We start from the raw sequence: 26625 nt of genomic DNA, 5'->3' as shown, positions 1-26625 counted from the left end.
ACGAAATTGATACGCCACAGATCTAATGTGGAAGCAGATCCAAATGTGGAAGCGGCGGTGCGACGATTCGAGTTGCTCGCGAAAGCGGCGGGTCATCTTGCATAAATGTTGAATGTTAATTCGCATTCGCGAGCAAGCCCGCTCCCACAGTGGATCCGTGCAGTTTCAGCAGATTTTGACAACACCGAATTCGCAGCCCGGCCTAACCCCCGATCTGCAATAACTTGAATAGCCGCCGTCGCTACGGCAGGCTGACACGATTAACGACCCTCAACCGGGAGAGACACACACAATGGCACTTATCAGCATGCGCCAGATGCTGGACCACGCAGCCGAGTTCGGCTACGGCGTTCCAGCTTTCAACGTCAACAACCTTGAGCAGATGCGCGCCATCATGGAAGCCGCTGACAAGACTGACTCCCCGGTGATCGTCCAGGCTTCGGCCGGTGCTCGCAAATACGCCGGTGCACCGTTCCTGCGTCACCTGATCCTGGCGGCAATCGAAGAGTTCCCGCACATCCCGGTGTGCATGCACCAGGACCACGGCACCAGCCCTGACGTCTGCCAGCGCTCCATCCAACTGGGCTTCAGCTCGGTAATGATGGACGGTTCCCTGGGTGAAGACGGCAAGACCCCGACCGACTATGACTACAACATCCGTGTCACCCAACAAACCGTGGCCATGGCTCACGCCTGCGGCGTATCGGTAGAAGGCGAGCTGGGCTGCCTGGGTTCGCTGGAAACCGGCATGGCCGGTGAAGAAGACGGCATCGGCGCCGAAGGCGTTCTGGATCACAGCCAGATGCTGACCGACCCGGAAGAAGCCGCTGACTTCGTCAAGCGCACCCAGGTCGACGCCCTGGCCATCGCCATCGGCACCAGCCACGGCGCGTACAAGTTCACCAAGCCGCCTACCGGCGACGTGCTGGCCATCGACCGCATCAAGGAAATCCACAAGCGCATCCCCAACACCCACCTGGTGATGCACGGTTCCTCTTCGGTACCTCAAGACTGGCTGGCGATCATCAACCAGTACGGCGGCGACATCAAGGAAACCTACGGCGTACCGGTTGAAGAAATCGTCGAGGGCATCAAGCACGGCGTACGCAAGGTCAACATCGACACCGACCTGCGCCTGGCGTCCACCGGTGCGATGCGTCGCCTGATGGCGACCAACCCGAGCGAATTCGACCCACGCAAGTTCTTCGGCGCGACCGTGACCGCAATGCGCGACGTTTGTATCGCTCGTTACGAAGCCTTCGGTACTGCCGGTAATGCTTCGAAGATCAAGCCGATCTCGCTGGAAGGGATGTATCAGCGTTACCTGAAAGGTGAGTTGAACGCTAAGGTCAACTAAGCCTCCAGCGTTTAAGTGACATAAAAGACCCGCCGAGAGGCGGGTTTTTTGTGAGGGGATTTTATCCTTGCGCTGACGTAAGTTTCAAAATATTTATGTGAGTTTATATCTGCAATAACTTTTAAATAAACGGTCCGAGGTGCCAGTAGACAAGCTGTTCTTCGATCTTCAATATTTAACTTCAAATTAATGTATGGATGTTATTAATTATGAAGTACTTCGCCTTGTCAGTTCCAAACAATAAGAAACAATTGCGAGCAAGTAAGGTTGTAGCGGCCGGGCTGTTGAGCCTGTTTGCTGTTACAGGAACTGCCTATGCAGCGGATGAAATGTGTCCGCAAGTCAGTAACATCATGGCGCAGTCGATCAGCCCGGAACGCGGATTCACTTATGCTGCCACCGCTGTCCGTGGCGGCTGGAAGGGCGAGAACCCCGGGGCTACCGAATCGTACCTGGACAAGGTTCAATTCTCCTCGGCAGCCATCAGGCAAACTACCGATAACGGTAACCCGGTCTATTTTGTTGCCTGTGACTATGAAGGGGAGGGAAAGGCAGGTGTCAGGATGTCACAACGGTTCCCAATTGCAGCCAAACCGGTTGGCGGGGCCTGGAAGGATAATTTCTGTTCTGCCGGGCTGAGTGAGTGCGCTTTCAAATTTGATTAAGTAACAGGCCTGGATTCAACGCATAAGAAAAATGCCCGTGTCACAAGAGACGGGCATTTTCTTCAACTGGTTAGCAGAATGCCAGTTGTTTTCATACTGCCTGGAGAACGGTGATCGTCAGCGGTAGATACGATCCAGTTACTTGTCGTGATCAATATCCAGCTTGGTGAACGTCACTTTCCCGCCTTCACTGGTGTATCCGGTATGGTCCTGCACATACACCCCTGCCTTGAAGTACAGCGGCTTGACGCTCCAGGTCTTGCTGATGTCGGTGTCCCACTGGTAGCCCGCGGCACTGATACCCAGTGCGCCGCGGGGGCTCAGGTGAATCATGTAGGAGAATTGCTGGTCCAGTTTCACCCCGGTGGCGATGGTGATCACCCGGCCGTCGCCGTCGTCGGGGCGCATGCGCACCTTGGCGACAATGTCGCCCGACTGCGTGCTGGTCTTGTACTGGTACTCGACCTTCACCATGGGCTTCTGGCTTTTATAGGCGTGAATCTGGCCGATGACGATTTTGCCGGAGCTCGGTACCTGGTTGACTGCCAGCGTGGCCTTCAATGAGTTGTCGGCGTCCGGGTAGAGCCAGTTGCGCAGGGCTCCGTTGCTGTAGGTTTCGCGCAATTCGGTGCGAGGGTATTTTGCGTTTTCCGTGCGGGTACCTGTTACCGGCGCCCAGAAAAACAGAGTGCCGGTATTGGAGTGGAAGTATTGATCCTTGAAGCCCTTCACCAGTTTGGGAGTGTCAACGGTGTACGGCGGATTGCCGACTGGAACACTCAGGTTCCAGGTTGCGAGATCGATCATAGTCAAAAAGCTTCCACGAATTTTTTTCTGCACGCACGTGCCAGAAGCTCTAGCACGCACCTTGGAGGGCGGTCTTTATAAGCGCACAAGGCCGTTTTGTTAATGCCCGTCCGGCAGATGGTTGGCGTCAACATCCTGTCGAAATGCCATCTCTCCCGGTTTCAGGGGGCTGTAGGAGTGACCGTTAGTCGGCAAATTAACGCATTGGTTAAATGATGGCGTAATGACACCTTATGCTTTTGTGGATCCCGGTCTAGAGTGAGGGCTTAGTATTTGTCCGGCTTTCACGAGAAGCTGGCCTGACGCCCCAAAAAAGAGAAGCAGCATGGAATGCGCGCAACCGACGCCAGCCGAAGGCAGCTCAATTCTTTTAATAGTCGATGATTACCCTGAAAACCTGATCAGCATGCGCGCGCTACTCCAGCGCCAGGACTGGCAGGTCATGACTGCCGCCTCGGGCTTCGAAGCCCTCGACCTGTTACTCGAACACGATGTCGACCTGGTGTTGCTGGATGTGCAAATGCCGGGCATGGACGGCTTTGAAGTCGCCCGCCTGATGCGCGGCAGTCAGCGCACCAGCCTCACGCCCATCATTTTTCTCACCGCCAACGAACAGTCCCAGGACGCCGTGATAAAAGGCTATGCCAGTGGCGCGGTAGATTACCTGTTCAAACCGTTCGACCCGCAAATCCTTAAGCCGAAAGTCCAGGCGCTGCTTGAGCATCAGCGCAATCGCCGCGCGTTGCAGCGCCTGAGCCACGACCTGGAGGTCGCTCGCGCGTTTAATGCCTCGGTACTCGACAATGCCGCCGAAGGCATCCTGGTGGTCGGTGAGGACGGCCTTATCCGCTTTGCCAATCCAGCCATGTCACGGCTGCTCAACGCGACGGTGCAAGACCTGCAGGGCAAAGAATTTCTGGATTACCTGCAAAAGCCACATATCCCTGTCTGGGCCGATTCCGAGTTGCTTGGCAGTTACAGGTGCGGGGAAACCTTGCGTCTGCACGATGCGGCGCTACGCACGGCCCCGGGTCAACAAGTGCCGGTCGCGCTGTCCTGCGCACCCTTGCCCGCCGAGCAACAGGCCATGGTGGTGACGGTGCTGGACATGTCGGTGGTGCGCCATTTGCACCAACAGCTGGAGCATCAGGCGGTCACCGACCCGCTGACCGGGCTGCTCAATCGTCGGGGCTTTTACCAGACGGTGGAAAACCTTCTGCTGCGCGGCGAACGCGCCGACAGTGTCTGGGTATTGCTGTATCTGGACCTCGACGGCTTCAAACGGGTCAATGACTCCCTCGGTCACGATGCCGGTGACCGGGTCCTGCGCTGGGTCTCGGAACAGTTGAAGGGCTGTCTGCGATCTTTCGATATTCTGGCGCGCATGGGCGGTGACGAGTTCACGGCGTTGCTGGATCTGGAATTCCCGGAACAAGCGGCAAAGATTGCCGAGAAGCTGATTGAGCGCGTGTCGATCTGTCAGCAGATCGACGGTCTGGACATCGTCTTGGGCGCCAGCATCGGCATCGCCACTTTTCCGGACTGCGGGGCCAATCTCGATGGTTTGCTGCGCGCGTCGGACATCGCCATGTATGAAGCCAAGCGTGCCGGCCGTCAGCAGTATCGCTTCTACGATCACGAAATGAATGGCCGGGCACGCTCGCGGCTGATGCTTGAAGAAAGCGTGCGCACGGCTATCGATAACCGTGATTTCAATCTGGTGTATCAACCTCAGGTGGCCATTGCCAGCGGACAGATTCGCGGCTTTGAAGCGCTGCTGCGCTGGCACCATCCGAGTGTTGGCGATGTACCGCCAGGACTGTTTTTGCCATTGCTCGAAGAGGCGCGGTTGATCAGTCGGTTGGGCAGCTGGATCTACCAGCGCGGGGCGGGGCAGCGCAAAGCCTGGGAAACCTTGTTTGCCGAGGATCTGGTGCTGAGCGTCAGTTTGAGCGGCACGCAGTTCGGCATGCCCAATCTGGTCACCGAGTTGCGCCAGGTGCTGGAACGCAACGGACTGCAGGCACGTCATCTGGAAGTCGAGGTCACCGAAGAGGCCTTGATGCACAACTTCGAGGAAACCCGCAAACAGCTGCGCCTGTTGCGCAATCTGGGGGTGCGAGTGGCCCTGGATGACTTTGGTTCCGGGCCGTGTTCGCTGTCTCATCTGCGCGACCTGGAGCTGGACACGCTCAAGCTCGACCGACACTTGGTCTCTCGGCTGCCGACGTCTGCACGGGATGCGGCGCTGGTGCGCAATGTGATCGACCTGTGCCGGGAATACGCAATGCTGGTGATTGCCGAGGGCGTGGAAACCGTTGCGCAGTACGAGTGGCTGCACGCCAATGGCTGCGAGTATGTACAAGGGTGTTTGGTGGCGCGGCCGATGATGGCCGAGGACGTCGGCGACTTTGTGCGGCCGTTCGACTGGAGCACGCTGGCCGGTTGAATTCGCTACACTGGCGACTTGTTCGTTTCGATGTTGCCCACCCCGATGACCGTGTTGAAATACCTTCAGGCCTATCCCGTTGCATTGCAGGAACAGGTGCGCCAGCTGATCGCCGATGGTCGGCTGGGCGACTACCTGAGCCAGCGTTATCCGCAAAAGCATGGCGTGCAGAGCGACAAGGCGCTGTATACGTACGCGCTGGACCTGAAGCAGGAATTCTTGCGTAACGCCCCGACCATCGACAAGGTCCTGTTCGACAACCGCCTGGACTTGACCCATCGTGCCCTTGGCCTACATACCACGATCTCCCGGGTGCAGGGCGGCAAGCTCAAGGCCAAGAAAGAAATTCGGGTGGCCTCGTTGTTCAAGGACGCACCTTCGGAGTTTCTGAAAATGATCGTGGTGCATGAGCTGGCGCATTTCAAGGAGTCGGATCACAACAAAGCGTTCTACAAGTTGTGCGAACACATGTTGCCGGGGTATCACCAGGTGGAGTTTGACCTGCGGGTTTATCTGACCTGGCGGGTTATGTAATAAAGATAATTTCAAGATCTTATGAATAGTGCGGAGCGCATGGATGGATGTCAGCAAGACCAAGAGCAGCTTCTATCGCCGGTTATACGTGGCGTACCTGATCGACAGCGGTCTGGCCAGCAGCGTCCCGGCGCTGACCGAGGTCACCGGCATGCCCCGGCGCACGGCCCAGGACACCATCGCGGCGCTGGCGGATCTGGATATCGTTTGCGAGTTCGAACAGGAAGAGGGCGCGCGCAATCATGCCGGGCGCTATCGGATACGTGAGTGGGGGGCGATTGATCGGGGGTGGATCGAGCGTCATTTGCAGCAGATCAAGGCGGTGCTGGAGTATCCCTGACTCCTGCGGTGACTGAGCCGACGCTTTCGCGAGCAGGCTCGCTCCCACATTGGATCTCCAGTGAGTACGGCTTTTGGTACGCCAGAGATCAATTGTGGGAGCGAGCCGGCTCGCGAAGGGGCCGTCAGGGACGACGCATCCCGATATGGGGAATGTCATCCTCCAGAAACTCATCACCTACCACGACAAACCCGTACCGCCCGTAATACCCCTGCAAGTGCGACTGGGCCGAGAGATAAATCGGTACCTCAGGCCAGCGCTTCCCGGCCTGCTTCAATGCCTGGTTGATCAATTCGTGACCCAGCCCCTTGCCGCGGGCCTCTGGTGCTGTAATCACCCGTCCGATCACCACGTCGCCACCCTGCAGCTCCGGGTCAAGCAACCGCAGGTACGCCACCAATCGGTCGCCATCCCACGCCATCAAATGGCAGGTGTCGCCTTCCAGATCCTGGCCATCCACGTCCTGATACACGCATTTCTGCTCGACAATGAACACCTGCGCACGCAACTGCAGAATGGCGTATAGCTGTTCTTTGCCCAGATCGTTGTGGTGTTTACAGACCCAATCGATTGTCATCTTCACATTCCTTGATCAACTCGCTCCGATACTAAGCGTCCAGGCCAACGATGTCTTTATGGCGAATGAATCTGTGACAAAGGCCAAATGTCACTACTCATTTCGCAGCGCTCAATCCTCGCTCGTATCCTTGATCAAATGCGCCGCCAAGGTGCGCAACGGCCCCAGCTGCCGGCAGATCAACCCCAGTTGCGTCTGCACCAACCGCTGCCCTTCATCGATCTCATCCGGCATGTGTTCCAGCTCATTGGCCAGCGCCTCTTCCTCATCGCTCTGAATGGCAATCGGCAGTTTGCTCGCCAGGCCCTGGGCGATTTCATCGATGCTGGCGGCCAGTTTTACCCCGGCACCCTCGATCAGGTGCTCGCGCACGTCCGCAGGTAGCTGGGTTTCGCGGTGCGCGCCCAGGCCGGACAAATAGCTGAGCAAGGTATGCGACAGCACCAGGAATCGGAACCCGACATCCGCTTCCTTACGGAAATGCCCCGGTTCCATCAGCATGTTCGCCAAGGTGGTCGATAGCGCGGCATCGGCGTTGTGGGCGTTGCGTCGGGCCAGGCGATAAGCCAGGTCGTCGCTTTTGCCGACGGCGTATTGCTGCATGATCTGGCGCAGGTAAATGCTGTTGCAAGTCAGGGTGTTGGCCAGCACTTTATTCAGGCTTCGGCCCTGCCAGTCCGGCAGGAACAGGAACACCGCCAGCCCGGCGATCAAGCTGCCGAGCAAGGTATCGAACAGTCGTGGCAGGAACAGCCCGTAACCGTCGCCGACCTGGTTGAAACAGAACAGCACCAGCAGGGTGATTGCGGCAGTCGCCAGGGTATAGCGAGTGGTGCGGGTGATAAAGAACACCACCCCTGCGGCGATTGCGAAGCACGACTGGACCAAGGGATTGGGGAACAAATCGAATAGCGCCCAGGCCACGGTCAGGCCTATGCCGGTGCCGATGATCCGCTGACCCAGCTTGCGCCTCGTCGCGCCGTAGTTCGGCTGACAGACAAACAGCGTCGTAAGGATGATCCAGTAACCCTGGGACGGGTGGATCAAATGCACCATGCCGTAGCCGATGCTCAAGGCCAGGGGCAAACGCAGGGCATGGCGGAACAGCAGCGAGGTTGGCGTCAGCTGGGTGCGCAGTCGTATCCACACGTCCTTGAGGCTACGTGGCGAACGGTCGAGCAGGCTGCTGTCGGTGGCGTCGGCCAGAGCGTCGGGGTTGCTTGCATCGCTGAGCAAACGGTCCAGGGTACCCAGGTTGGCCGCCAGTGCGCGCAGTGAACGCAGTAGGCCGCGCCAGGCCGGGTTGCTCTGGCTGCGCAGGTGTTCGATGGAGGCGTGCAGGTCGTTCAGGGCTTCGGCGAAACTGGCGTCATAAATGAATGGCTGGCGCATCTGGATCGATTCGGCCAGGGCGCGGCAGGCTTTGCCCTGTTGGCGCAGCAGGCGCTGACAGCGGAACAGTACGTCACTGTGGAAGAAGGCATCGGCCAGGGCGTTGTAAGGGTAGTGCGAAGAACTGGCGCGCTCGTGGATGTCCTGGGCGAGGAAGTACAACTTCAGGTAACGGCTGACTTTCGCCCCGGGGCGACCATCGCCGACCCGGTGCAGGATGATTTCCTTGGCGGCGTTCAGTGCTGCCACCACCCGGCCGTTCTGCTGAGCCAGTTCCAGGCGGCGGGCTTGCACATCTATCTGGCGGATCGGTTCGAACAGCGACGATTTCAGCTTCAGGTAATAACCCAGTTCACGAAACAACCGCGCCAGGCTCTGCTGCACCGGCTGGTTGGAGAACATCGCCTGCCACAGCACCGAGAGCAATCCATACCAGGCCGCACCGGCCACCAGAAGTATCGGCTCGTGCCAGAAGTCAGTCACCGCCCCGCCGCGCTGTTCGACGCCGATCATGGTGTAGACCGACAGAATCAATGTCGCCGAAGCAATCGCACCATAGCGTTCGCCCAGGGCGCCGAGCATGGTCAGGCCGAAGCTGGCCAGGGCCAGGGCGATGACAAAGATGATGGGGTAGGGGAAGAGCAATTCGACAGAGAGGGCGGCGACGCTGAAACACACCAGCGTCACGGCCAGCGCGTTGAGACGGCCTTGCCAACTGTCGTCGGTTTCGGCCAGGGCGCTGGCGATGATCCCCAGGAACAACGGGATCAATAGCCCCATTTCATCCTGATACCAACACAGCGCCATGCTGCCGGTCAGGGCGATGAACACCCGCACGCTGTAACTGAATTTATCCAGCGCCCATAGGCGACGCAGAGACTGACTGAACGGGGTCGATGACATGAAGTGCGAAGGCCTTCCGAGGCAATGACGCTAAATTGAGCCAGTAATGACGTCGACGCAATGGCGCCGATCACATCTGACAGCAAAAACTGTTCCTTTATCGATCAACGCATCACCAATGTGGGAGCGAGCCTGCTCGCGAAGACGGAGTGTCAGACAACATTGAGTTGCCTGACCCACCGCTTTCGCGAGCAGGCTCGCTCCCACATTTGATTGGCGTACGCTTAGACGTATTGCGCAGCGGCGTAACCCGAAGCCCAGGCCCACTGGAAATTGAACCCCCCCAGATGCCCGGTCACATCGAGTACTTCACCAATGAAATACAGGCCCGGGCTTTTCAGCGATTCCATGGTCTTGGACGAGACTTCGCGAGTGTCGACGCCGCCCAGGGTCACTTCAGCCGTGCGATAACCTTCGGTTCCCGCCGGCACCACTTTCCAGCTCGCCAGTTTCTCGGCGATGTCGGCAATTTCTGCGTGGGTGTACTGCTTCATCGGTTTGGAGACGAACCAGTTGTCCGCCAGCAGGTTGGCCATCTTCTTGGTGAAGATTTCACCCAGCAAGGTTTTCAGTTCGCTGTTCGGCCGTTCGGCCTGTTGTTGCTGCAGCCAGGTCGGTACGTCGTGGTCCGGCAGCAGATTGATCTCCACTGTGTCGCCGGACTCCCAGAACGAAGAAATCTGCAGAATCGCCGGACCACTGAGGCCGCGGTGGGTGAACAGGATGTTCTCGCGAAAACTCTGGTCGTTGCAGCTCACCAGGCAATCCACCGACGTGCCGGACAGTTCGGTGCACAGCTCCTTCAGCTGATCGGTGATGGTGAATGGCACCAGACCGGCGCGAGTCGGCAGCAGGTCGTGGCCGAACTGTCTGGCCACCTGATAACCGAAACCGGTCGCACCCAGGGTCGGGATCGACAGGCCGCCCGTGGCGATCACCAGCGATTCGCAGGTGATCTGGCCGAGCGTGGTGTCCAGCAGGTAACCGCTTTCGAGCTTTTCGATGGTCTGGATCGAAGTGTCCAGGTGCAGGCTCACGCCGACCTGGTCGCACTCGTCGAGCAGCATCTCGAGGATGTCGCTGGACTTGTTATCGCAGAACAGCTGGCCGAGTTTTTTCTCGTGGTACGGCACGCCATGTTTGGCGACCATGCCGATGAAATCCCACTGGGTGTAACGCGCCAGAGCGGATTTGCAGAAGTGTTCGTTCTGCGAGAGAAAATTGCCTGGTTCGGTGTACATGTTGGTGAAATTGCAGCGGCCACCGCCCGACATCAGGATTTTCTTGCCGGCCTTGTTCGCATGGTCGAGCAATATCACCTTGCGCCCGCGCCCGGCGGCGGTCAGCGCACACATCAACCCTGCGGCGCCAGCGCCAATGATCACGACTTCGGTAGAGCGCAAAACGGTGTCCTCACACAAGAGCTGATCTGGAATGCAATCAAATGTGGGAGCTGGCCTGCCGGCGATGGCTTCGACTCGGTTTACCCGTCAGACCGAGTTGATGCCATCGCTGGCAGGCCAGCTCCCACAGGGGGCCGCGGCGTTCTTAGAGGATGCGCACGCGCAGCGAGCGGCCTTTGATCTTGCCGTCATTCAAGCGCTGCAAGGCCTGCTTGGCGATTCCGCGCTCTACAGCCACATAAGCCTGGAAATCGAAAATCGCGATCTTGCCGACCTGGGCGCCCGGAATACCGGCATCGCCCGTCAGTGCGCCGAGGATGTCGCCCGGACGTACCTTGTCTTTACGGCCAGCACCGATGACCAGCGTGCTCATCACCGGCAGCAGTGGCGCGCCGCCCTGGGACTTGAGGTTGTCCAGCTGATCCCAGCTCAATGGCGACTTCTGCAGTTGCTCGATGGCCTGGGCGCGGTGCGCTTCGGACGGGGCGACCAGGCTGATCGCAATGCCTTTCTCACCGGCACGGCCGGTACGGCCCACCCGGTGAATGTGGATTTCAGAATCACGCGCCAGTTCGACGTTGATCACCATGTCCAGCGCATCGATGTCCAGGCCGCGAGCGGCGACGTCGGTAGCAACCAATACCGAAGTACTGCGGTTGGCGAACATGGCCAGCACCTGATCGCGGTCACGCTGTTCCAGATCGCCGTGCAGGCCGACGGCGGAGATGCCTTTGGAGGTCAGGTGATCAACGGTTTCCTGAACCTGCTGCTTGGTAAAGCAGAACGCGACGCAGGACGCCGGGCGATGATGTGCGAGGACCTTGACCACGGCGTCCATGCGCTCTTCCGGGGAAATCTCGTAGAAGCGCTGCTCGATCTGGGTATCGTCGTGGAACGCCTCAGCCTTCACTTGCTGCGGGTTGCGCATGAACTTCGATGCCAACTGCTTGATGCCCACCGGATACGTGGCGGAGAACAGCAGGGTCTGGCGACGCTCAGGGCACTGGGCGATGATTTCTTCGATGGAGTCGTAGAAACCCATGTCGAGCATGCGGTCGGCTTCGTCGAGGATCAGCGTGTTCAGGCCATGAAGCACCAGCGAACCCTTGCGCAGGTGCTGCTGAATGCGACCCGGGGTGCCGACGATGATGTGCGCGCCGTGCTCCAGAGAGCCGATCTGCGGGCCGAAAGCCACGCCGCCACATAGGGTCAGGACCTTGATGTTGTCTTCGGAGCGGGCCAGGCGACGGATTTCCTTGGCGACCTGGTCAGCCAGCTCACGGGTCGGGCAAATGACCAGTGCCTGGCAACCGAAGAAGCGCGGATTGATCGGGTTCAGCAGGCCGATACCGAAGGCGGCGGTCTTGCCGCTGCCGGTCTTGGCCTGGGCGATCAGGTCCATCCCCTTGAGGATCACCGGCAAGCTTTGCGCCTGGATCGGCGTCATCTGGGCATAACCGAGGGAGTCGAGGTTAGCCAGCATGGCGGCGGACAGCGGCAAAGTATTAAAAGCGGTGGCGATGGTGGTCACGGGACTGGCCTGCAAAACAAAATGTCGCGCAGTGTATCAGTCCCATGGCCATTCGCCCTAAGGCTCTATGTGTTCTTCCGGACGCTTGACGCGCCGTCCGTCTTCCTTTGAGAGCTGCGAGAAGATGGTCGCGGCCAGCATCGCCATGATGCCAACGGTCACAAAGGTCAGCTGGAACGCACCCAGAACCGTGTCTACGCCGTCGTTGCCGGCTTCTGCGGTGAAGCCGCCGAGCAGGGCGCCGGCGCAGGCAACACCCAGGCTCAGGGACAGTTGCGCGACCACCGACAGCAAGCTGTTGCCGCTGCTGGCGCTGGCGTCGTCGAGGTCGATCAGGGTCACGGTGTTCATCGCAGTGAACTGCAACGAGTTGATCGCGCCGAGAATTGCCAGCATCCCCAGCAACAGCCAATACGGCGTCTGCTCGCTGACCAGGCCCATGCTCGCCAGCATAATTCCCAGCGCCAGGGTGTTACCGGTCAGCACGATGCGATAGCCCAGGCGTTCGATCAGCGGTCGCGCCACCGATTTGGCGACCATCGCCGCGGCGGCCAGCGGCAACATGCTCATCCCTGCCTGGGACGGCGAATAGCCCAGCGCCACTTGCAGCAGCAAGGGTACGAGGAACGGCAACGCGCCACTGCCCAGGCGGGCGAACAGGTTGCCCAGAATGCCCACGGCAAACGTCCGGGTCTTGAACAGCGACGGCGCGAACAGCGGATTATCGATGTGCCCGGCCCGTAGCCAGTACGCCGCCAGACACGCCATGCCGCCAAACAGCAGCAACATCACCCGCAAGTGCGGCAGGTGCAGTTCGCCGAGTCCTTCCATGGCGATGGTAATCAGCACCATCGCCGCGCCAAACAGTACAAAACCCAGGCTGTCGAAACGGGTGCGCTCGGTGCCGCGCAGATCGGGAATGAATTTCCACACGGCGTAGCAACCGACGGCACCCACCGGCAGGTTGATCAGGAAGATCCAGTGCCAGGTCAGGTATTCGACCATCCAGCCGCCCATGGTCGGGCCGAGTAACGGGCCGAGCAGGCCGGGAATGGTGATGAAGCCCATGATCCGCACCAGCTCCGAGCGCGGGTAGGCACGCAGCACCACCAGGCGCCCGACCGGCAGCATCAGCGCACCGCCCAGGCCCTGAATCACCCGGGCACCGATCAGCATGCCCAGGCTGCTCGACAGGGCGCAAAGCAACGAGCCAAGGCTGAACAGCAGGATTGCGCCAAAGAAGATTTTCCTGGTGCCGAAGCGGTCGGCGATCCAGCCCGAGGCGGGGATCAGCAGGGCGACGGTGAGCATGTAAGCGATGATCACGCCTTGCATGCGCAGCGGATCTTCCGCCAGGTCTCGGGCCATGGCGGGCAGGGCGGTGTTGAGGATGGTCCCGTCGAGGGACTGCATGAAGAATGCGATGGCGACAACCCAGGGCACCCAGCGGGCAGTCACAGCATCGAGAGGTTGGCGGTTGGGCATGGGACCTCTTGTGGGTGTGATTCAGGGAGTCCGTGGTGACTTCATCGCGAACAAGCTCGCTCCCACAGGATGTTCGCCGTCCATGTGGGAGCGAGCTTGCTCGCGATGCTTTTTACAGGGTCAGCGTAAGGCGGCTGATCAGCGCCCCCGGCAACAACGCCGAGGCCGTCGCGCGCTGGCTGTAGGTGCTCGCCGACAGCAACAACTCGCGCTCCTCGGTCAGTGCTTCCAGCTGCGAACCGAGCAAACTGTAGGCACTGTCATCAAAACGCATGGTGCTCACCGGCGCCTGAATCTCGCCGTTCTCGACCCAGAAGGTCGCAAACCGCGTCATGCCGGTCAGGCGTGCCGCGGGCTGATCCGAATAGTTCAGGTACCAGAGATTGCTGATGTACAAGCCAGTGCCCAGTTGCTTGAGAATCTCTGCATCAGGCAACGTGCCGGCGGCCATGTTCAATGCACTCGGCATTTCACCACCGCTGGCACCGTTGGCGGTCAGGCCGTACTCGGCAGCGCTGCGCGAACTGACCATCTGCGCGCCGGCCTTGCCCTTGACGATCAACCCCAGATCGCTGCGCGGATACCCTTCACCGGAAAATGCCGGGCTCAACGAACCGCTGACTTTTTCATCGACCGACACCAGCGGGCTGAACGAACTGTCGCCTGCGTAAAGCTTCTGCAGCGGACTGTTCTTGCTGGCAATCGACTGCGCCGAGAAACCGCCCCAGCCGAGCATGTCCATGATTTCGCCCAAGGCGGCCGGCGCCAGGTAGGCGCGATACTGACCCGGCGCCAGGGTGCGTTGCGGTCTGCCGAGAAACGCCAACTGCTCGCGCGCCTGCGCAAAGCGCCTGGCGAACCCTTCGCTGTTCCATTCGTGTCCGGCATAGCTGGCTTTGACGGCTTGGCCATTTTCGTGGAACAGGCTGAAATCGAAGTTGAAGCTGTTGGCTTGATGCCAGCCGAACGCGCCCGCAGAACTGGCGAAACCACGACTGATCGGGCCGGCGGCGTAGAAACCCACCAGGTCCAACCCTTCGGCAGCCTGGGCGATTTGGGCAACCGCTTGCTCGGTATCCGGCAGCGGATGCTCCTGCACGTTCTTGCTCTGCCAGCCGTTGTAATTGAGCAGCAGGTATGGGTCCTGCGGTAGCAACGGCAAGGTTTCACGCAACTGTTGCAGACCTTCGGCCAAGCGTTGAAGGTCGACTTGCGGATCGCCCGCCAGCGTGATGTCGAGGTCGGCATGGCGACCTTGGTTGATCAGTTTGAAACCGACGCTAGCCTGCTGCACCTGGCCCGCCTGGCGCACCTTGGCATGGTTGAAGCGCACGAAGGCCGACGATTCCGCCGCGTAGCTGAGGGTGAATTGTTCAGGTTCGCGAATCGAGTCGCGCAACCAGCTAACCAGTGCCTTGAACGATTCGACCTGACTTTTCGACGTACTCATCAGGCATCTCCTCCAAACACATCCACATGGCTGAACACACAGGCCGGCGAGGCATGGCCGACGCGGATCACCTGATTCGGTTCGCCCTTGCCACAGTTGGGTGTGCCCAACACCTTGAAGGTGCTGGCGTCACCGACGGCGCTGAGGCTTTTCCAGAATTGCGCGGAAATCGCCCGGTAGTTAGGATTTTTCACCACGCCCTTGAGTTCGCCGTTTTCAATCAGCTGAGCCCACTCGCAGCCGAACTGAAATTTATTGCGCGCATCGTCGATCGACCACGAACGGTTGGTGCTCATCAGAATGCCGTGTTCGATATTGCCGATCAGTTGCTCCAGCGGTTGATCGCCAGGCTCGATGTTCAGGTTGGCCATGCGGTCGATCGGCGGACGGTTCCAGCCGCAGGCGCGGCTGTTGGCAACGCCGTCCATGCCGGCCCGGAATTGCGACAGTGCACCGCCCAATGGTCGTAGCAGTAAACCTTCCTTGATCAGAAATTGCTTGCTGGCGGCGCTGCCGTCGTCGTCATGGCTGTAGCTGGCGAGCTGTTCGGGGATGTCCGGGTCGAAGGTCACGTTGAGCAGGCTGGAGCCGTATTGCAGGTGGCCAAAGTCTTCTGCCTTGACGAAGCTGGTGCCGGCGTAATTGCGCTCATCGCCGAGAATCCGGTCGAGCTCCAGTGGGTGACCGATGGATTCGTGGATCTGCAGCATCATCTGGTCGGGCATCAGCAACAGGTCGCGCGGGCCTTGTGGAGTGTTCGGTGCCAGCAACAATTGCAGCGCCTGGTCTGCGATTTTCGGGCCTGCGCCGATCAGGCCACAACGGCTGATTACATCAAAGCCGCCCTGCTGGCCAAAGTTTTCGCGGCCCAGGGTGCGGGTCTGGCTGTCGTTGCCGTCGTAGGCGGTGACGTCCAGGCTGGGATAGACGAAACGTTGGGCCTGACGCAGTTCGGCACCGGCGCTGCTGAGGTAGATCTGCTCGACGTGGGTGATGCCGATGCTGACCTGCCAGTTCACCAGTCGCTCGTCCTTGGGCACGGACGCGGATTCGGCGCCCAGCAGTTGGTAGCAGTCACTCAGGGACGGGAAGGGCTGATCCAGGTCCGGCGAAAAATAGTCGGCGCGATCGCTGGAGACGGCTTGTTCGCGCACGTCGAGCAAGGCATGGGGCTTGAGTCGCCGGGCTTGTTGCTCGGCTTTTTCCAGCGCGGCCTGCAGGCCGGATTGCGACAGGTCGTTGGTCGCGGCGTAGGCTTCCACGCCATTGACCCGGACGGTCAGCATCGCGCCTTCGTCGCGGCTCAGGCTTGGAGGTTCGGCGACGTTCTTGCGCACCGACAGGTACTGGCCGGACTCGCGCACATAACGCAGCGAAAAGAATTCAGCGCCCGTGCGCAAGGCAGCGAAGCGCTGCTTGAGCTGGGGGTGGAAATCGAACATTCGGGAACCTCCTTGGCATGGGGTTGCGATGTATCGGTATTGCGAGGGGGGGGTGAAACGATTGCGTGGCGCTAGATTAGGCCTGCGTGGGGGTAGGATCAAGCTTGGATCGGTGTAGGAAAGGATTGCCAGGAGAGGTGTTGTGTTTCGTAGGGCCCCTTCGCGAGCAGGCTCGCTCCCACAGGGATCTTCAGTGAACACAGATTCTGTGAACACCAAAGACCAAATGTGGGAGCGAGCCTGCTCGCGAAGGCCGCGCCTCGGTATAACGGTCTTACTGAGCAGTCAGGCTCACTTCCCGCATTGGCTTTCCACGCACCGGCGCTTCGCCTGCCACGTAGTAATCAGCCTTGCTGCGCGGCAACGGCTGGCGACCACGGATCTTGTCGGCGATTTTCTCGGCGATCATGATCGTTGGCGCGTTCAGGTTGCCGGTGGTGATGATCGGCATGATCGAAGCATCGACCACGCGCAGGCCTTGCATGCCGTGCACGCGACCCTCGCCATCGACCACGGCCATCTCGTCGGCGCCCATCTTGCACGAGCAGGATGGGTGGAACGCGGTTTCGGCGTGTTCGCGGATGAACTTGTCGAGTTGCTCGTCGGTTTGCACCTCGATGCCCGGACTGATTTCGCGGCCACGGAAAGCATCCAGCGCAGGCTGTTGCATGATTTCCCGGGTCAGGCGGATGCCGTCGCGGAATTCCTGCCAGTCCTGCTCGGTGGCCATGTAGTTGAACAGGATGCTCGGGTACTCGCGAGGATCCTTGGACTTGGCCTGGATGCGACCGCGGCTCGGCGAACGCATGGAACCCATGTGCGCCTGGAAGCCGTGTTCCTTCACCCCGTTGCTGCCGTTGTAATTGATCGCGACCGGCAGGAAGTGGTACTGGATATTCGGCCAATCGAATTCCGGACGGGTGCGGATGAATCCGCCGGCTTCGAACTGGTTGCTGGCGCCGATACCGGTGCCGTTGAACAGCCACTCGGCACCGATGGCCGGTTGGTTGTACCAGAGCAACGACGGGTACAGCGAGACCGGTTGGGTGCAAGCATATTGCAGGTACAACTCGAGGTGATCCTGCAGGTTCTCGCCGACGCCCGGCAGGTCGTGGACCACCGGGATGTCGAGCTTGTTCAGCAGTTCGGCCGGGCCGACACCGGAGCGTTGCAGAATCTGCGGCGAAGCGATGGCGCCGGAGCACAGCAACACTTCTTTGCGGGCGCGGGCTTCAACGCGCTCTTCAGCGGAGCCGATCAGGTAGCGCACGCCAACTGCACGCTTGCCTTCGAACAGGATCTTGTCGGTCAGGGCGTGGGTGACGATGGTCAGGGTCGAACGCTTCTTGGCGATGTCCAGGTAACCGCGGGCGGTACTGGCGCGACGGCCGTTCGGCGTCACGGTACGGTCCATCGGCCCGAAGCCTTCTTGCTGGTAACCGTTCAGGTCGTCGGTTCGCGGGTAACCGGCTTGCACGCCTGCTTCAACCATCGCGTGGAACAGCGGGTTGTTGCCGGCTTTGGGCGTGGTCACGCTGACCGGGCCGTCGCCACCGTGGTAGTCGTTCGCGCCGATGTCACGGGTTTCTGCCTTGCGGAAATACGGCAGGCAGTCGAGGTAGCTCCAGTCTTCCAGACCGGGCAGTTTCGACCAGTTGTCGTAGTCCAGGGCGTTGCCGCGGATGTAGCACATGCCGTTGATCAGCGAAGAGCCGCCCAGGCCCTTGCCGCGACCGCATTCCATCCGGCGACCGTCCATGTGTGGCTCTGGATCGGTTTCGTAACCCCAGTTGTAGCGACGGCCTTGCAGAGGGAACGCCAGGGCGGCCGGCATTTGCGTGCGGAAATCCAGGCGGTAGTCCGGGCCGCCCGCTTCGAGCAGCAGGACGGTGACGCCTTCGTCTTCAGTCAGGCGGGTCGCCAGGGTGTTACCGGCCGAGCCGGCACCGATGATGATGTAATCGAATTCTTGGGACATTGAATGCACCCTCTTTGAAAGTGGTCAGGTCAGACCGTTGCGAGTGCTGCGCACTCGATCGCCAGCAGGCTGGCTCCCACACTGGAATGTGAACTCCTGTGGGAGCCAGTCTGCTGGCGATGACGGCCTCGCAGGCAAAGCAGATGCCTGCTTAGAACACCGAGGCGTAATCGCCCAGTTCGACCTGTACCGATTTGATGCGTGTGAAGTTGTTCAGCGAGCTGATGCCGTTCTCACGGCCAACACCCGACTGCTTGTAGCCGCCGACCGGCATCTTCGCGTCGGACTCGCCCCAGGCGTTGATCCAGCAGATACCGGCTTCCAGTTGATGAATTACGCGGTGAGCGCGGTTCAGGTCCTTGGTGACGACGCCAGCCGCCAGGCCGAAGTCGGTGTCGTTGGCACGACGGATCACTTCTTCTTCGGTCTCGTAGGACAGGATGCTCATCACCGGGCCGAAGATTTCTTCGCGAACGATGGTCATCTCGTCGGTGCAGTCGGTGAACACGGTCGGTGCCACGAACGCGCCCTTGGCGAACTCGCCGTCGGTCAGGCGAGTACCGCCGCACAGCAGGCGAGCGCCTTCTTCCTTACCTTTGGCGATGTAACCCAGCACGCTTTCCATGTGGGCGAAGCTGACCAGCGGGCCGAAGTTGGTGTTCTCGTCTCCCGGGTTGCCGATGCGGATGCGCGCTACGCGCTCGGCGATCTTGGCTTCGAACGCGGCTTTGAGGTGGCTTGGCACGAACACGCGAGTGCCGTTGGTGCAGACCTGACCGGAGCTGTAGAAGTTGGCCATCATCGCGGTGTCGGCGGCGCGATCGAGGTCGGCGTCGTCGAAGATGATCAGCGGGGACTTGCCGCCCAATTCCATGGTCACGTCTTTCAAGGACGAGCCCGAAGCGCTGGCCATAACCTTCTTACCAGTGTCGGTGCCGCCGGTGAAGGAGATTTTTTCGATGCGCGGGTGCTCGGTCAGCCAGGTGCCGACTTCACGACCGCTGCCGGTCAGGACGTTGAACACGCCAGCCGGAACGCCAGCTTCGGTGTAGATCTCGGCCAGTTTCAGCGTGGTCAGCGAGGTGACTTCGCTTGGCTTGAAGATCATCGCGTTACCGGCCGCCAGGGCAGGTGCGGATTTCCACAGGGCGATCTGGATCGGGTAGTTCCACGCGCCGATACCGGCCACCACGCCCAGCGGTTCGCGACGGGTGTAGACGAACGAAGTGGTGCGCAGCGGGATCTGCTCGCCTTCGATCGCGGGCACCAGGCCTGCGTAGTATTCCAGCACGTCAGCACCGGTAACGATGTCGACATACCTGGTTTCGGAGTACGACTTGCCGGTGTCCAGAGTTTCCAGGGCGGCCAGTTCATCGTTGCGCTCGCGCAGGATGTCGACGGCACGACGCAGGATGCGCGAACGCTCCATGGCGGTCATCGCGGCCCAGATCTTCTGGCCCTTTTCGGCGCTGACGACGGCGCGCTCGACGTCTTCCTTGGTCGCACGCTGTACGGTTGCGAGGACTTCACCGTTAGCCGGGTTGATGGCTTCGAAGGTGGCGTCGCTGCTGGCGTCACTGTAGCCGCCATCGATGTAGAGTTTTTGCAGTTCGAAACGGGCCATATAGTCCTCGCAAGAGCATAAGTTGGTTGGCGGTAACCACCGGGCGTGCCTTATAGCTTTGGGCAACGCTGATCAGTGGCGGTTCAGGGGCTGAGCGGTTATGTGTGCTCTAACTCACCTGCTTGGCCAATTGGAAATCCATGTATTCGTAAGCGATCTGGTGCGCCTGCCCGGTGTCGAAAGCATCTCCCGACAACGCGCCGCGCAACCACAAACCGTCAATGAGGGCTGCCAGGCCACGGGCTGCACTGCGCGCATCATCGAGCGGCAATACACGGCGGAACTGGCAGCACAGGTTGGAATACAGACGGTGATCGTTGATCCGCTGCAACCTGTGCAAAGACGGGTGGTGCATGCTGGTGGCCCAAAAGGCCAGCCAGGTTTTCATTGCCGGGCCATTGACCTGGCTGGCGTCGAAGTTGCCTTCGATAATCACCTGCAGATGCGCCCGTGGGCTGTCATCTGTCAGCGCCTGACGGCGTGCGGTGACGTTCTCGCTGAGGACACTCATCAGGTACTGCGCCGTGGCAGCAATCAGGCCGTTCTTGTCCTGAAAATAATGACTGATGATGCCATTCGAGACACCGGCCAAACGGGCGATCAGCGCAATGCTGGCGTCCCCCATTCCGACCTGATCTACCGCCTGCAGCGTGGCTTCGATCAACTGTTGGCGGCGGATGGGTTGCATACCGACCTTGGGCATCTTGCACATCTCCTTAGGCCTTCCGGCAGACGCAAGACGTCTATCGGATTGAAGGCCAGTCTATTTTGTTTTGATTGAACGTTCAATCAACAAAGAATAAGATCTGCGACAAATCGTCGCTGTTTGCAGATTTTTCCTACGTGTAAATGGCGATAAACCGACATCCAAAATCGCTCGAAACCTATACGCGCTGGCGTTCCTGGGGATCGGGCTTTTTTCGGGGTGTCTTTATATCACCCGTCGGTCGGCTGCCAACTAACCGATTAGTCGGGTGTCGCGTTGCCTTGTGTTCTTCTCTCGCACTGCCGGAGCCTCTGTGCCATGAGTTCTGCCTCTCTTATAAAGACCCCGCCCGAGAAGGTGACGGTCAACGGTTGGGTGTTCTACACCTCTACCGCGCTGATCCTGCTGTTGACCGCCATCCTGATCATCGCCCCGCAAGAGGCCGGCAGAATGCTCGGTATGGCCCAGGCCTGGCTGTCCCGCAGCTTCGGCTGGTACTACATGGTGGTGATCGCCGCCTACCTGGTGTTCGTGGTCGGCCTGGCATTTTCTTCCTACGGCAAGCTCAAACTGGGCAGCAAGGACGACACCCCGGACTTCAGCTACGGCGCCTGGGCGGGGATGTTGTTTTCGTCGGGTATTGGCATTTCGCTGCTGTACTTCGGTGCTTCCGAGCCGCTGGATCATTACTTCAACCCGCCGGAAGGCGTTGCAGCCAGCAACATGGCCGCGCGCCAGGCGGTGCAGCTGACATTCTTGCACTGGGGCCTGCATGGCTGGGCGATCTATGCCTTGGTCGGCCTGGCCGTTGCTTACTTTGCCTATCGGCATAACCAGCCGCTGGCGCTGCGTTCGGCGTTGTATCCGCTGGTCGGCGAGCGTTGGGTCAAGGGCGCGGCCGGTCACGCGGTGGACGGCTTTGGCATGTTCGTGACCCTGTTGGGCCTGGTGACGAACCTGGGGATCGGTTCGCTGCAAGTGTCTTCCGGGCTGGAAAACCTGTTCGGCATGGAGCACAGCAACACCAACTTGCTGATCGTGATCATCGTGATGAGCACCGTGGCGACCATTGCGGCCGTGTCTGGCGTGGAAAACGGTATTCGCCGTCTGTCCAACCTGAACATCGTGCTGTTCAGCGGCCTGTTGATTTTCGTGCTGCTGTTTGGCCCGACCCTGCACTTGCTCAACGGTTTTGTGCAGAACGTAGGGGATTATCTGAACGGCGTGGTGCTGAAGACCTTCGACCTCTATGTATACGAAGGCGACAGTGAGAAATCCGACCGCTGGTTGGGACTGTGGACCCTGTTCTATTGGGCCTGGTGGATTTCCTGGGCCCCATTCGTCGGCATGTTCATCGCGCGGATTTCCCGTGGTCGCACGGTGCGCGAACTGGTGGCCGGCGTGCTGCTGATCCCGCTGGGTTTCACCCTGGCGTGGCTGTCGATCTTTGGTAACTCGGCCCTGGACCTGGTGATGAACCATGGGGCGGTGGAACTCGGGAAGACGGCACTGGAACAGCCGTCCATGGCGATCTACCAATTGCTGGAGCATTACCCGGCGTCGAAGGTGGTGATCGGCGTGTCGATCTTTGTCGGCTTCGTGCTTTTCCTGACCCCGGCGGACTCCGGCGCGGTGATGATGGCCAACCTTTCGTGCAAGGGCGGTAACGTCGATGAAGACGCCCCGCACTGGCTGCGGATCTTCTGGTCGGCGGTGATCACGCTGGTGACGATCGGCCTGTTGTTCGCCGGTAACTTCGAAGCCATGCAAACCATGGTGGTGCTGGCCGGTCTGCCGTTCTCGGTGGTGCTGGTGTTCTTCATGTTCGGCTTGCACAAGGCCATGCGCCAGGACGTGCAGATCGAACAGGAGCAAGCGGAACTCGCAGCCCGCGGTCGTCGTGGTTTCAGCGAGCGGTTGACTCAACTGGACCTGCAACCGAACCAATCGATCGTGCAACGTTTCATGGACAAACAGGTCAGCCCGGCGCTGGAAGAGGCTGCGGTGCAGTTGCGCGGGCAGGGGCTGGATGTGCAAACGCTGCTGGGCAAGGCCAAGCGCTGCATGGGTGTGCGCATTGAGATGGAAGAGGGCAACCCGTTTGTCTACGAGGTGAGCCTGGATGGTTATCTGGCGGCAGCGAGCGAGACGGTATCGGCTGAAAGTGCTGATGAACCGCGTGCGCGCTACTACCGCGCCGAGGTGTACCTGCACAACGGCAGCCAGGATTACGACTTGATGGGCTTCACTCAGGAGCAGATCACCCGTGACGTGCTCGATCAGTTTGAAAGCCATCGGCAACTCCTTGGCCGGGTTTATAGCTAAGTAATCAAGGACGCGGTGTTTCGGTCTGAAGCACCGCGTCGGCTTCATCGCCAGCAGGCTGGCTCCCACAGGAGAATGCATTCCAATAATGTGGGAGCCAGCCTGCTGGCGATGGGGGTTGCAACTTCAACGCCACATCACCCGATATCCCATAAACAAAAACGCCGCGATCCTCTCGCGGCGTTTTTTTGTCTGTTGCCTTACCCCAGGTTTTTGCCGAGCAGCGCGTGATACAGCTCGCTGTCGCCCAGAATCCCCACGACCTTGTTGTTGTCGTGCAGCACCAGCTTATTGCCCGTCTGATAACGAATCTGCAGTGCATCGCGCATGCCGATGTTCGAGTCCACCAGCGTAGGCCGACGTCCCAGGCCTTCCACCGCTTGCCCGGGGATCCAGTTCTGCAGGTCCAGGCTCGCGCCGTTCTGGCGTGCGCCTTTGATGGTGTTGCCTTCGGCCAGGTCCAGCCAGGAATCGCCGCCCGGATCCAGGCATACCGAACCGTTGATGCGTTTGCAGTTGTCCAGGGTGCGCATCAGGCTGCGACCGCAGAGTACGTTCAGCGGATTGGTGTGGGCGACGAAGGTCCGCACATAGTCGTCCGCAGGGTTGAGGACGATCTCTTCCGGCTTGCTGTACTGGACGATCCGACCGTCTTTCATGATCGCGATACGGCTGCCCAGCTTCAGGGCTTCATCAAGGTCGTGGCTCACGAAGACGATGGTTTTGTTCAGCTTGCTTTGCAGCTCCAGCAGTTCGTCTTGCAGACCTTGGCGGATCAGCGGGTCGAGGGCCGAGAACGGTTCGTCCATCAGCAGAATGTCGGCGTCCATCGCCAGCGCGCGGGCCAGGCCCACACGTTGCTGCATGCCGCCGGACAGCTCGTCGGGCTTCTTGTTGCGCCACTGGGTCAGGCCCACCAGTTCGAGTTTTTCATCGACCAGCTTTTTCCGTTCCTTCTCCGGACGGCCCTGCATTTCCAGACCGAAGCTGATGTTCTCGCGAACGGTCAGCCAAGGCATCAGGGCGAACTTCTGGAACACCATCGCGATGCGCTTGGTGCGCATCATTTTCAGTTCCGCCGGGGTGCAGGAAGCGATGTCGATCTGCTTGCCTTCGTGCTCGACGAACAACTTGCCACGGCTGACGGTGTTGAGGCCGTTGATGCAGCGCAGCAAGCTGGATTTGCCGGAGCCGGACAGGCCCATCAGGACGCAGATTTCGCCCTTTTCGACGTCCAGGCTGGCCTTTTCGACGCCGACAATCTGCCCGGTCTTTTTCAGGATCTGGTCGCGGGTCATGCCTTGATCGAGGAGTTTCAAGGCCTCGCGCGGGTCTTTGGAGAAGATTACGTCGACGTCTTCGAAGCGAATAATGCTCATGCGTCACCCCCTACTTTAGCGTCGGGTTGTTTGCAGATACGGTCGAGCATGATCGCCAGCAGTACGATCGCCAGGCCGGCTTCGAAGCCCAGGGCGATATCAGCAGTGTTCAGTGCGTTGACCACGGGTTTGCCCAGGCCGTCGGCGCCCACCAGTGCCGCGATCACCACCATCGACAACGACAGCATGATGCACTGGGTGATACCGGCCGCGATGCTTGGCATGGCGTAGGGCAGTTCGATGCGTGCGAGTAGTTGACGGCGCGAGCAGCCGAAGGCTTTGCCGGCGTCCATCAGTTCTGCGGGAACATCACGGATACCCAGGTAGGTCAGGCGGATAGGCGCGGCAATCGCGAACACCACCGTAGAGATCAGGCCCGGGACCACACCTAGACCGAAGAGGGTCAGGGTAGGAATGAGGTACACGAAGGTCGGCACGGTCTGCATCAGATCGAGCACCGGACGCATCAGTGTGTAGAACATCGGTTTGTGCGCGGCGACGATGCCCAATGGCACGCCGATCAACACGCATACCAGGGTGGCGAACAACACCTGGGCGAGGGTTTCCATGGTTTCCTGCCAGTACCCTAGGTTGAGGATCAGCAGGAAGGAGGCGATGACAAAAACGGTCAGGCCCCACTTTCGTTGAATGAAGTGTGCGATGAGCGCAATGATGCCGATCAATGCCAGCGGGTTGAACCAGGTCAGCGCAAAAGTCACGCCGTGGATCATCGTTTCCAGTGACACGGCGATGGCGTCGAAGGTGCTGGCGCCGTTTTGCGTCAACCATTCAACGAAGCCCGCGATGTACTGGCCTAAAGGTATTTTCTGATCAATCAGCATGGTAGTGAACGTCCGCATGCAAGGAAATTAACAGCCCGGGCGAGCGAACTCGCCCGGCGTAAGCGATGCTTCCTAATTCAAGGCTGCGCGAGCTTGGTTTTCACGGCCTCCAGGCCTGGTTTACCGTCAATGGTGGTCACGCCAGCGAGCCAGGTATCGAGCACCTGTGGATTCTTTTTCAGCCAGGCCTTGGCGGCCGCGTCAGGCTTCATTTTGTCGTCCAGGACGTTGCCCATCAGCGTGCTTTCCATGTCGAGGGTGAACACCAGGTTTTTCAGCAACTGACCCACGTTGCTGCATTCCTGGGCGTAGCCCTTGCGGGTGTTGGTGTAGATGGTCGCCTGGCCAAAGTTCGGGCCGAAGAAATCGTCGCCGCCGGTCAGGTACTTCATCTTGAATCGAGTGTTCATCGGGTGCGGTTCCCAGCCCAGGAACACCACGGCGGTGTTGCGGCGCTGGGCGCGATCGACTTGCGAGAGCATGCCTGCCTCGCTGGACTCGACCACCTTGAAGCCGGCGTCTTTCAAGCCGAAGGCGTTCTTGTCGATCATGCTCTGGATCAGGCGGTTGCCGTCGTTGCCCGGTTCGATGCCGTAGATCTTGCCGTCGAGTTCTTTCTTGAACTTGGCGATGTCGGCGAAATCTTTCAGACCCTTGTTATACAACTCTTCGGGGACGGCGAGTGTGTATTTTGCGTTTTCCAGGTTGGCACGCAGGGTGTCCACGGTGCCGGCGTCGCGGTAGGCCTTGATGTCGTTTTCCATGGTCGGCATCCAGTTACCGAGGAATACATCCATGTTCTTGCCGTCGGCCAGGGATTTGTAGGTGACCGGCACGGAAATCATCGTGGTCTTGGTCTTGTAGCCCAGGGCATCGAGCACGACGCTGGTGGTGGCGGTAGTGACGGTAATGTCAGTCCAGCCGACATCGGAGAAGTTTACGGTGCTGCACTGAGCCGGTTCTGCGGCTTGCGCCAGAAACGGCAGACTCAGCATGGCGGCCAACAACAACGGCGGGGAACCTTTCATGAATGGACTCCTTGGTGTTTTTTTTGGCAGTGTTCCGACTGGACCACCGCACTTATAGGTTGCGGTTGGATGGCGTTTTGGAGACATCTCTGCCACGGCGCCTTGCAATCGAGTCGATACGATCATGTACCACTGAAAATCTGACGCCTACAGGGTGCGTCGTAACCAGTACAGGGATGGTCGCATCCAGTGTCGGTGACGTCGTTTACAGCTTTTTTCAGCCCTGTTCGCCGTTCTGAACCGCAAAAAAACGGCGAAAACACAGCGTAAAACGCACGCGGCGTTTGTGGACAAGAGTGCGTCGGTGTCAGACGTCGAATGACCTGCTAAAAGCCTGATGATGCATCCATACCGGCGGATTGCAGCTTGAGCGTAGCAGCTCCGTCACCAGGCGCTTTTGCGTCTGGA

The 26625-nt window shown here is 59.6% G+C and carries 20 protein-coding genes; 6 read left to right on the top strand and 14 right to left on the bottom strand.

Features of this window, described 5'->3' with window-relative positions; all coding sequences use genetic code 11:
• The first annotated feature begins 292 nt into the window (after nt 1-292).
• Together fba and ACA041_RS29880 are read left to right on the top strand one after the other, a co-directional pair.
• The gene (gene fba, locus ACA041_RS29885) at nt 293-1357 is read left to right on the top strand and encodes a class II fructose-bisphosphate aldolase (RefSeq protein ID WP_008151974.1); all 1065 of its coding nucleotides are present in this window, start codon (nt 293-295) and stop codon (nt 1355-1357) included.
• 209 nt (nt 1358-1566) lie between these two features.
• On the top strand, nt 1567-2022 hold the full coding sequence (locus tag ACA041_RS29880; protein WP_497439031.1) for a DUF3757 domain-containing protein: 456 nt from the start codon (nt 1567-1569) through the stop codon (nt 2020-2022).
• A 138-nt stretch (nt 2023-2160) separates the two neighbouring features.
• On the opposite strand, the gene ACA041_RS29875 is transcribed toward ACA041_RS29880, so the two are convergent.
• Nucleotides 2161-2829 (bottom strand): polysaccharide lyase family 7 protein, encoded by a 669-nt coding sequence (locus tag ACA041_RS29875; protein ID WP_497439030.1) that lies wholly within the window; start codon nt 2827-2829, stop codon nt 2161-2163.
• A gap of 325 nt (nt 2830-3154) precedes the next feature.
• Between ACA041_RS29875 and ACA041_RS29870 the strand changes: the two genes are divergently transcribed.
• The 3 genes from ACA041_RS29870 to ACA041_RS29860 are packed head-to-tail and all read left to right on the top strand — an operon-like array spanning nt 3155 to nt 6152.
• The gene (locus ACA041_RS29870; protein ID WP_497439029.1) at nt 3155-5278 is read left to right on the top strand and encodes a putative bifunctional diguanylate cyclase/phosphodiesterase; all 2124 of its coding nucleotides are present in this window, start codon (nt 3155-3157) and stop codon (nt 5276-5278) included.
• A gap of 45 nt (nt 5279-5323) precedes the next feature.
• A complete protein-coding gene (locus ACA041_RS29865; protein ID WP_497442197.1) occupies nt 5324-5812 on the top strand; it encodes a M48 metallopeptidase family protein in 489 nt (162 codons plus the stop codon).
• Between the two features lie 43 nt (nt 5813-5855).
• On the top strand, nt 5856-6152 hold the full coding sequence (locus ACA041_RS29860; protein WP_497439028.1) for a winged helix-turn-helix domain-containing protein: 297 nt from the start codon (nt 5856-5858) through the stop codon (nt 6150-6152).
• A gap of 124 nt (nt 6153-6276) precedes the next feature.
• Here ACA041_RS29860 and ACA041_RS29855 read toward each other — a convergent pair whose 3' ends face one another.
• The 10 genes from ACA041_RS29855 to betI all read right to left on the bottom strand — a co-directional run bounded on the left by ACA041_RS29855 (nt 6277) and on the right by betI (nt 20640).
• Entirely contained in the window at nt 6277-6729 is a 453-nt protein-coding gene (locus ACA041_RS29855; RefSeq protein ID WP_497439027.1) for a GNAT family N-acetyltransferase, read from the bottom strand.
• A gap of 111 nt (nt 6730-6840) precedes the next feature.
• Nucleotides 6841-9024 carry a YccS family putative transporter gene (gene yccS / locus ACA041_RS29850; protein ID WP_497439026.1) on the bottom strand — a complete coding sequence of 728 codons (2184 nt, stop codon included), beginning with the start codon at nt 9022-9024 and terminating at the stop codon, nt 6841-6843.
• Nucleotides 9025-9248: 224 nt separating this feature from the next.
• On the bottom strand, nt 9249-10427 hold the full coding sequence (locus ACA041_RS29845) for a BaiN/RdsA family NAD(P)/FAD-dependent oxidoreductase (RefSeq protein ID WP_497439025.1): 1179 nt from the start codon (nt 10425-10427) through the stop codon (nt 9249-9251).
• A gap of 145 nt (nt 10428-10572) precedes the next feature.
• Nucleotides 10573-11910, bottom strand: a complete 1338-nt coding sequence (gene dbpA, locus ACA041_RS29840; RefSeq protein ID WP_497442196.1) for an ATP-dependent RNA helicase DbpA — start codon at nt 11908-11910, stop codon at nt 10573-10575.
• A 105-nt stretch (nt 11911-12015) separates the two neighbouring features.
• Entirely contained in the window at nt 12016-13443 is a 1428-nt protein-coding gene (mdtD, locus tag ACA041_RS29835) for a multidrug transporter subunit MdtD (RefSeq protein ID WP_497439024.1), read from the bottom strand.
• A 112-nt stretch (nt 13444-13555) separates the two neighbouring features.
• Nucleotides 13556-14893, bottom strand: a complete 1338-nt coding sequence (locus ACA041_RS29830; RefSeq protein WP_497439023.1) for a TldD/PmbA family protein — start codon at nt 14891-14893, stop codon at nt 13556-13558.
• The gene (locus ACA041_RS29825) at nt 14893-16335 is read right to left on the bottom strand and encodes a TldD/PmbA family protein (RefSeq protein ID WP_497439022.1); all 1443 of its coding nucleotides are present in this window, start codon (nt 16333-16335) and stop codon (nt 14893-14895) included. Before ACA041_RS29825 ends, ACA041_RS29830 begins: the two co-directional genes overlap by 1 nt.
• Nucleotides 16336-16609: 274 nt before the next feature.
• The gene (betA, locus tag ACA041_RS29820; protein ID WP_497439021.1) at nt 16610-18313 is read right to left on the bottom strand and encodes a choline dehydrogenase; all 1704 of its coding nucleotides are present in this window, start codon (nt 18311-18313) and stop codon (nt 16610-16612) included.
• Between the two features lie 151 nt (nt 18314-18464).
• Nucleotides 18465-19937 (bottom strand): betaine-aldehyde dehydrogenase, encoded by a 1473-nt coding sequence (gene betB / locus ACA041_RS29815; RefSeq protein WP_497439020.1) that lies wholly within the window; start codon nt 19935-19937, stop codon nt 18465-18467.
• 109 nt (nt 19938-20046) lie between these two features.
• Entirely contained in the window at nt 20047-20640 is a 594-nt protein-coding gene (betI, locus tag ACA041_RS29810) for a transcriptional regulator BetI (protein WP_461956068.1), read from the bottom strand.
• A 378-nt stretch (nt 20641-21018) separates the two neighbouring features.
• Here betI and ACA041_RS29805 point away from each other — a divergent pair, with 378 nt between their 5' ends.
• Entirely contained in the window at nt 21019-22968 is a 1950-nt protein-coding gene (locus ACA041_RS29805; RefSeq protein WP_497442195.1) for a BCCT family transporter, read from the top strand.
• 200 nt (nt 22969-23168) lie between these two features.
• Here the strand turns inward: ACA041_RS29805 and choV are convergent, their stop codons facing one another.
• From choV to ACA041_RS29790, 3 genes are all read right to left on the bottom strand, one after another.
• Nucleotides 23169-24347: a choline ABC transporter ATP-binding protein gene (gene choV, locus ACA041_RS29800; protein WP_283181978.1), complete on the bottom strand. Its 1179-nt coding sequence runs from the start codon at nt 24345-24347 to the stop codon at nt 23169-23171.
• Entirely contained in the window at nt 24344-25189 is an 846-nt protein-coding gene (gene choW / locus ACA041_RS29795) for a choline ABC transporter permease subunit (protein ID WP_497439019.1), read from the bottom strand. Before choW ends, choV begins: the two co-directional genes overlap by 4 nt.
• 77 nt (nt 25190-25266) lie before the next feature.
• On the bottom strand, nt 25267-26217 hold the full coding sequence (locus tag ACA041_RS29790; RefSeq protein ID WP_497439018.1) for a choline ABC transporter substrate-binding protein: 951 nt from the start codon (nt 26215-26217) through the stop codon (nt 25267-25269).
• Between the last annotated feature and the right edge of the window lie 408 nt (nt 26218-26625).

Source organism: Pseudomonas sp. LBUM1676, from assembly GCF_059695605.1.
Note: the sequence above shows the minus strand (reverse complement) of the source record. Positions and strands in the feature narration are given on the sequence as shown.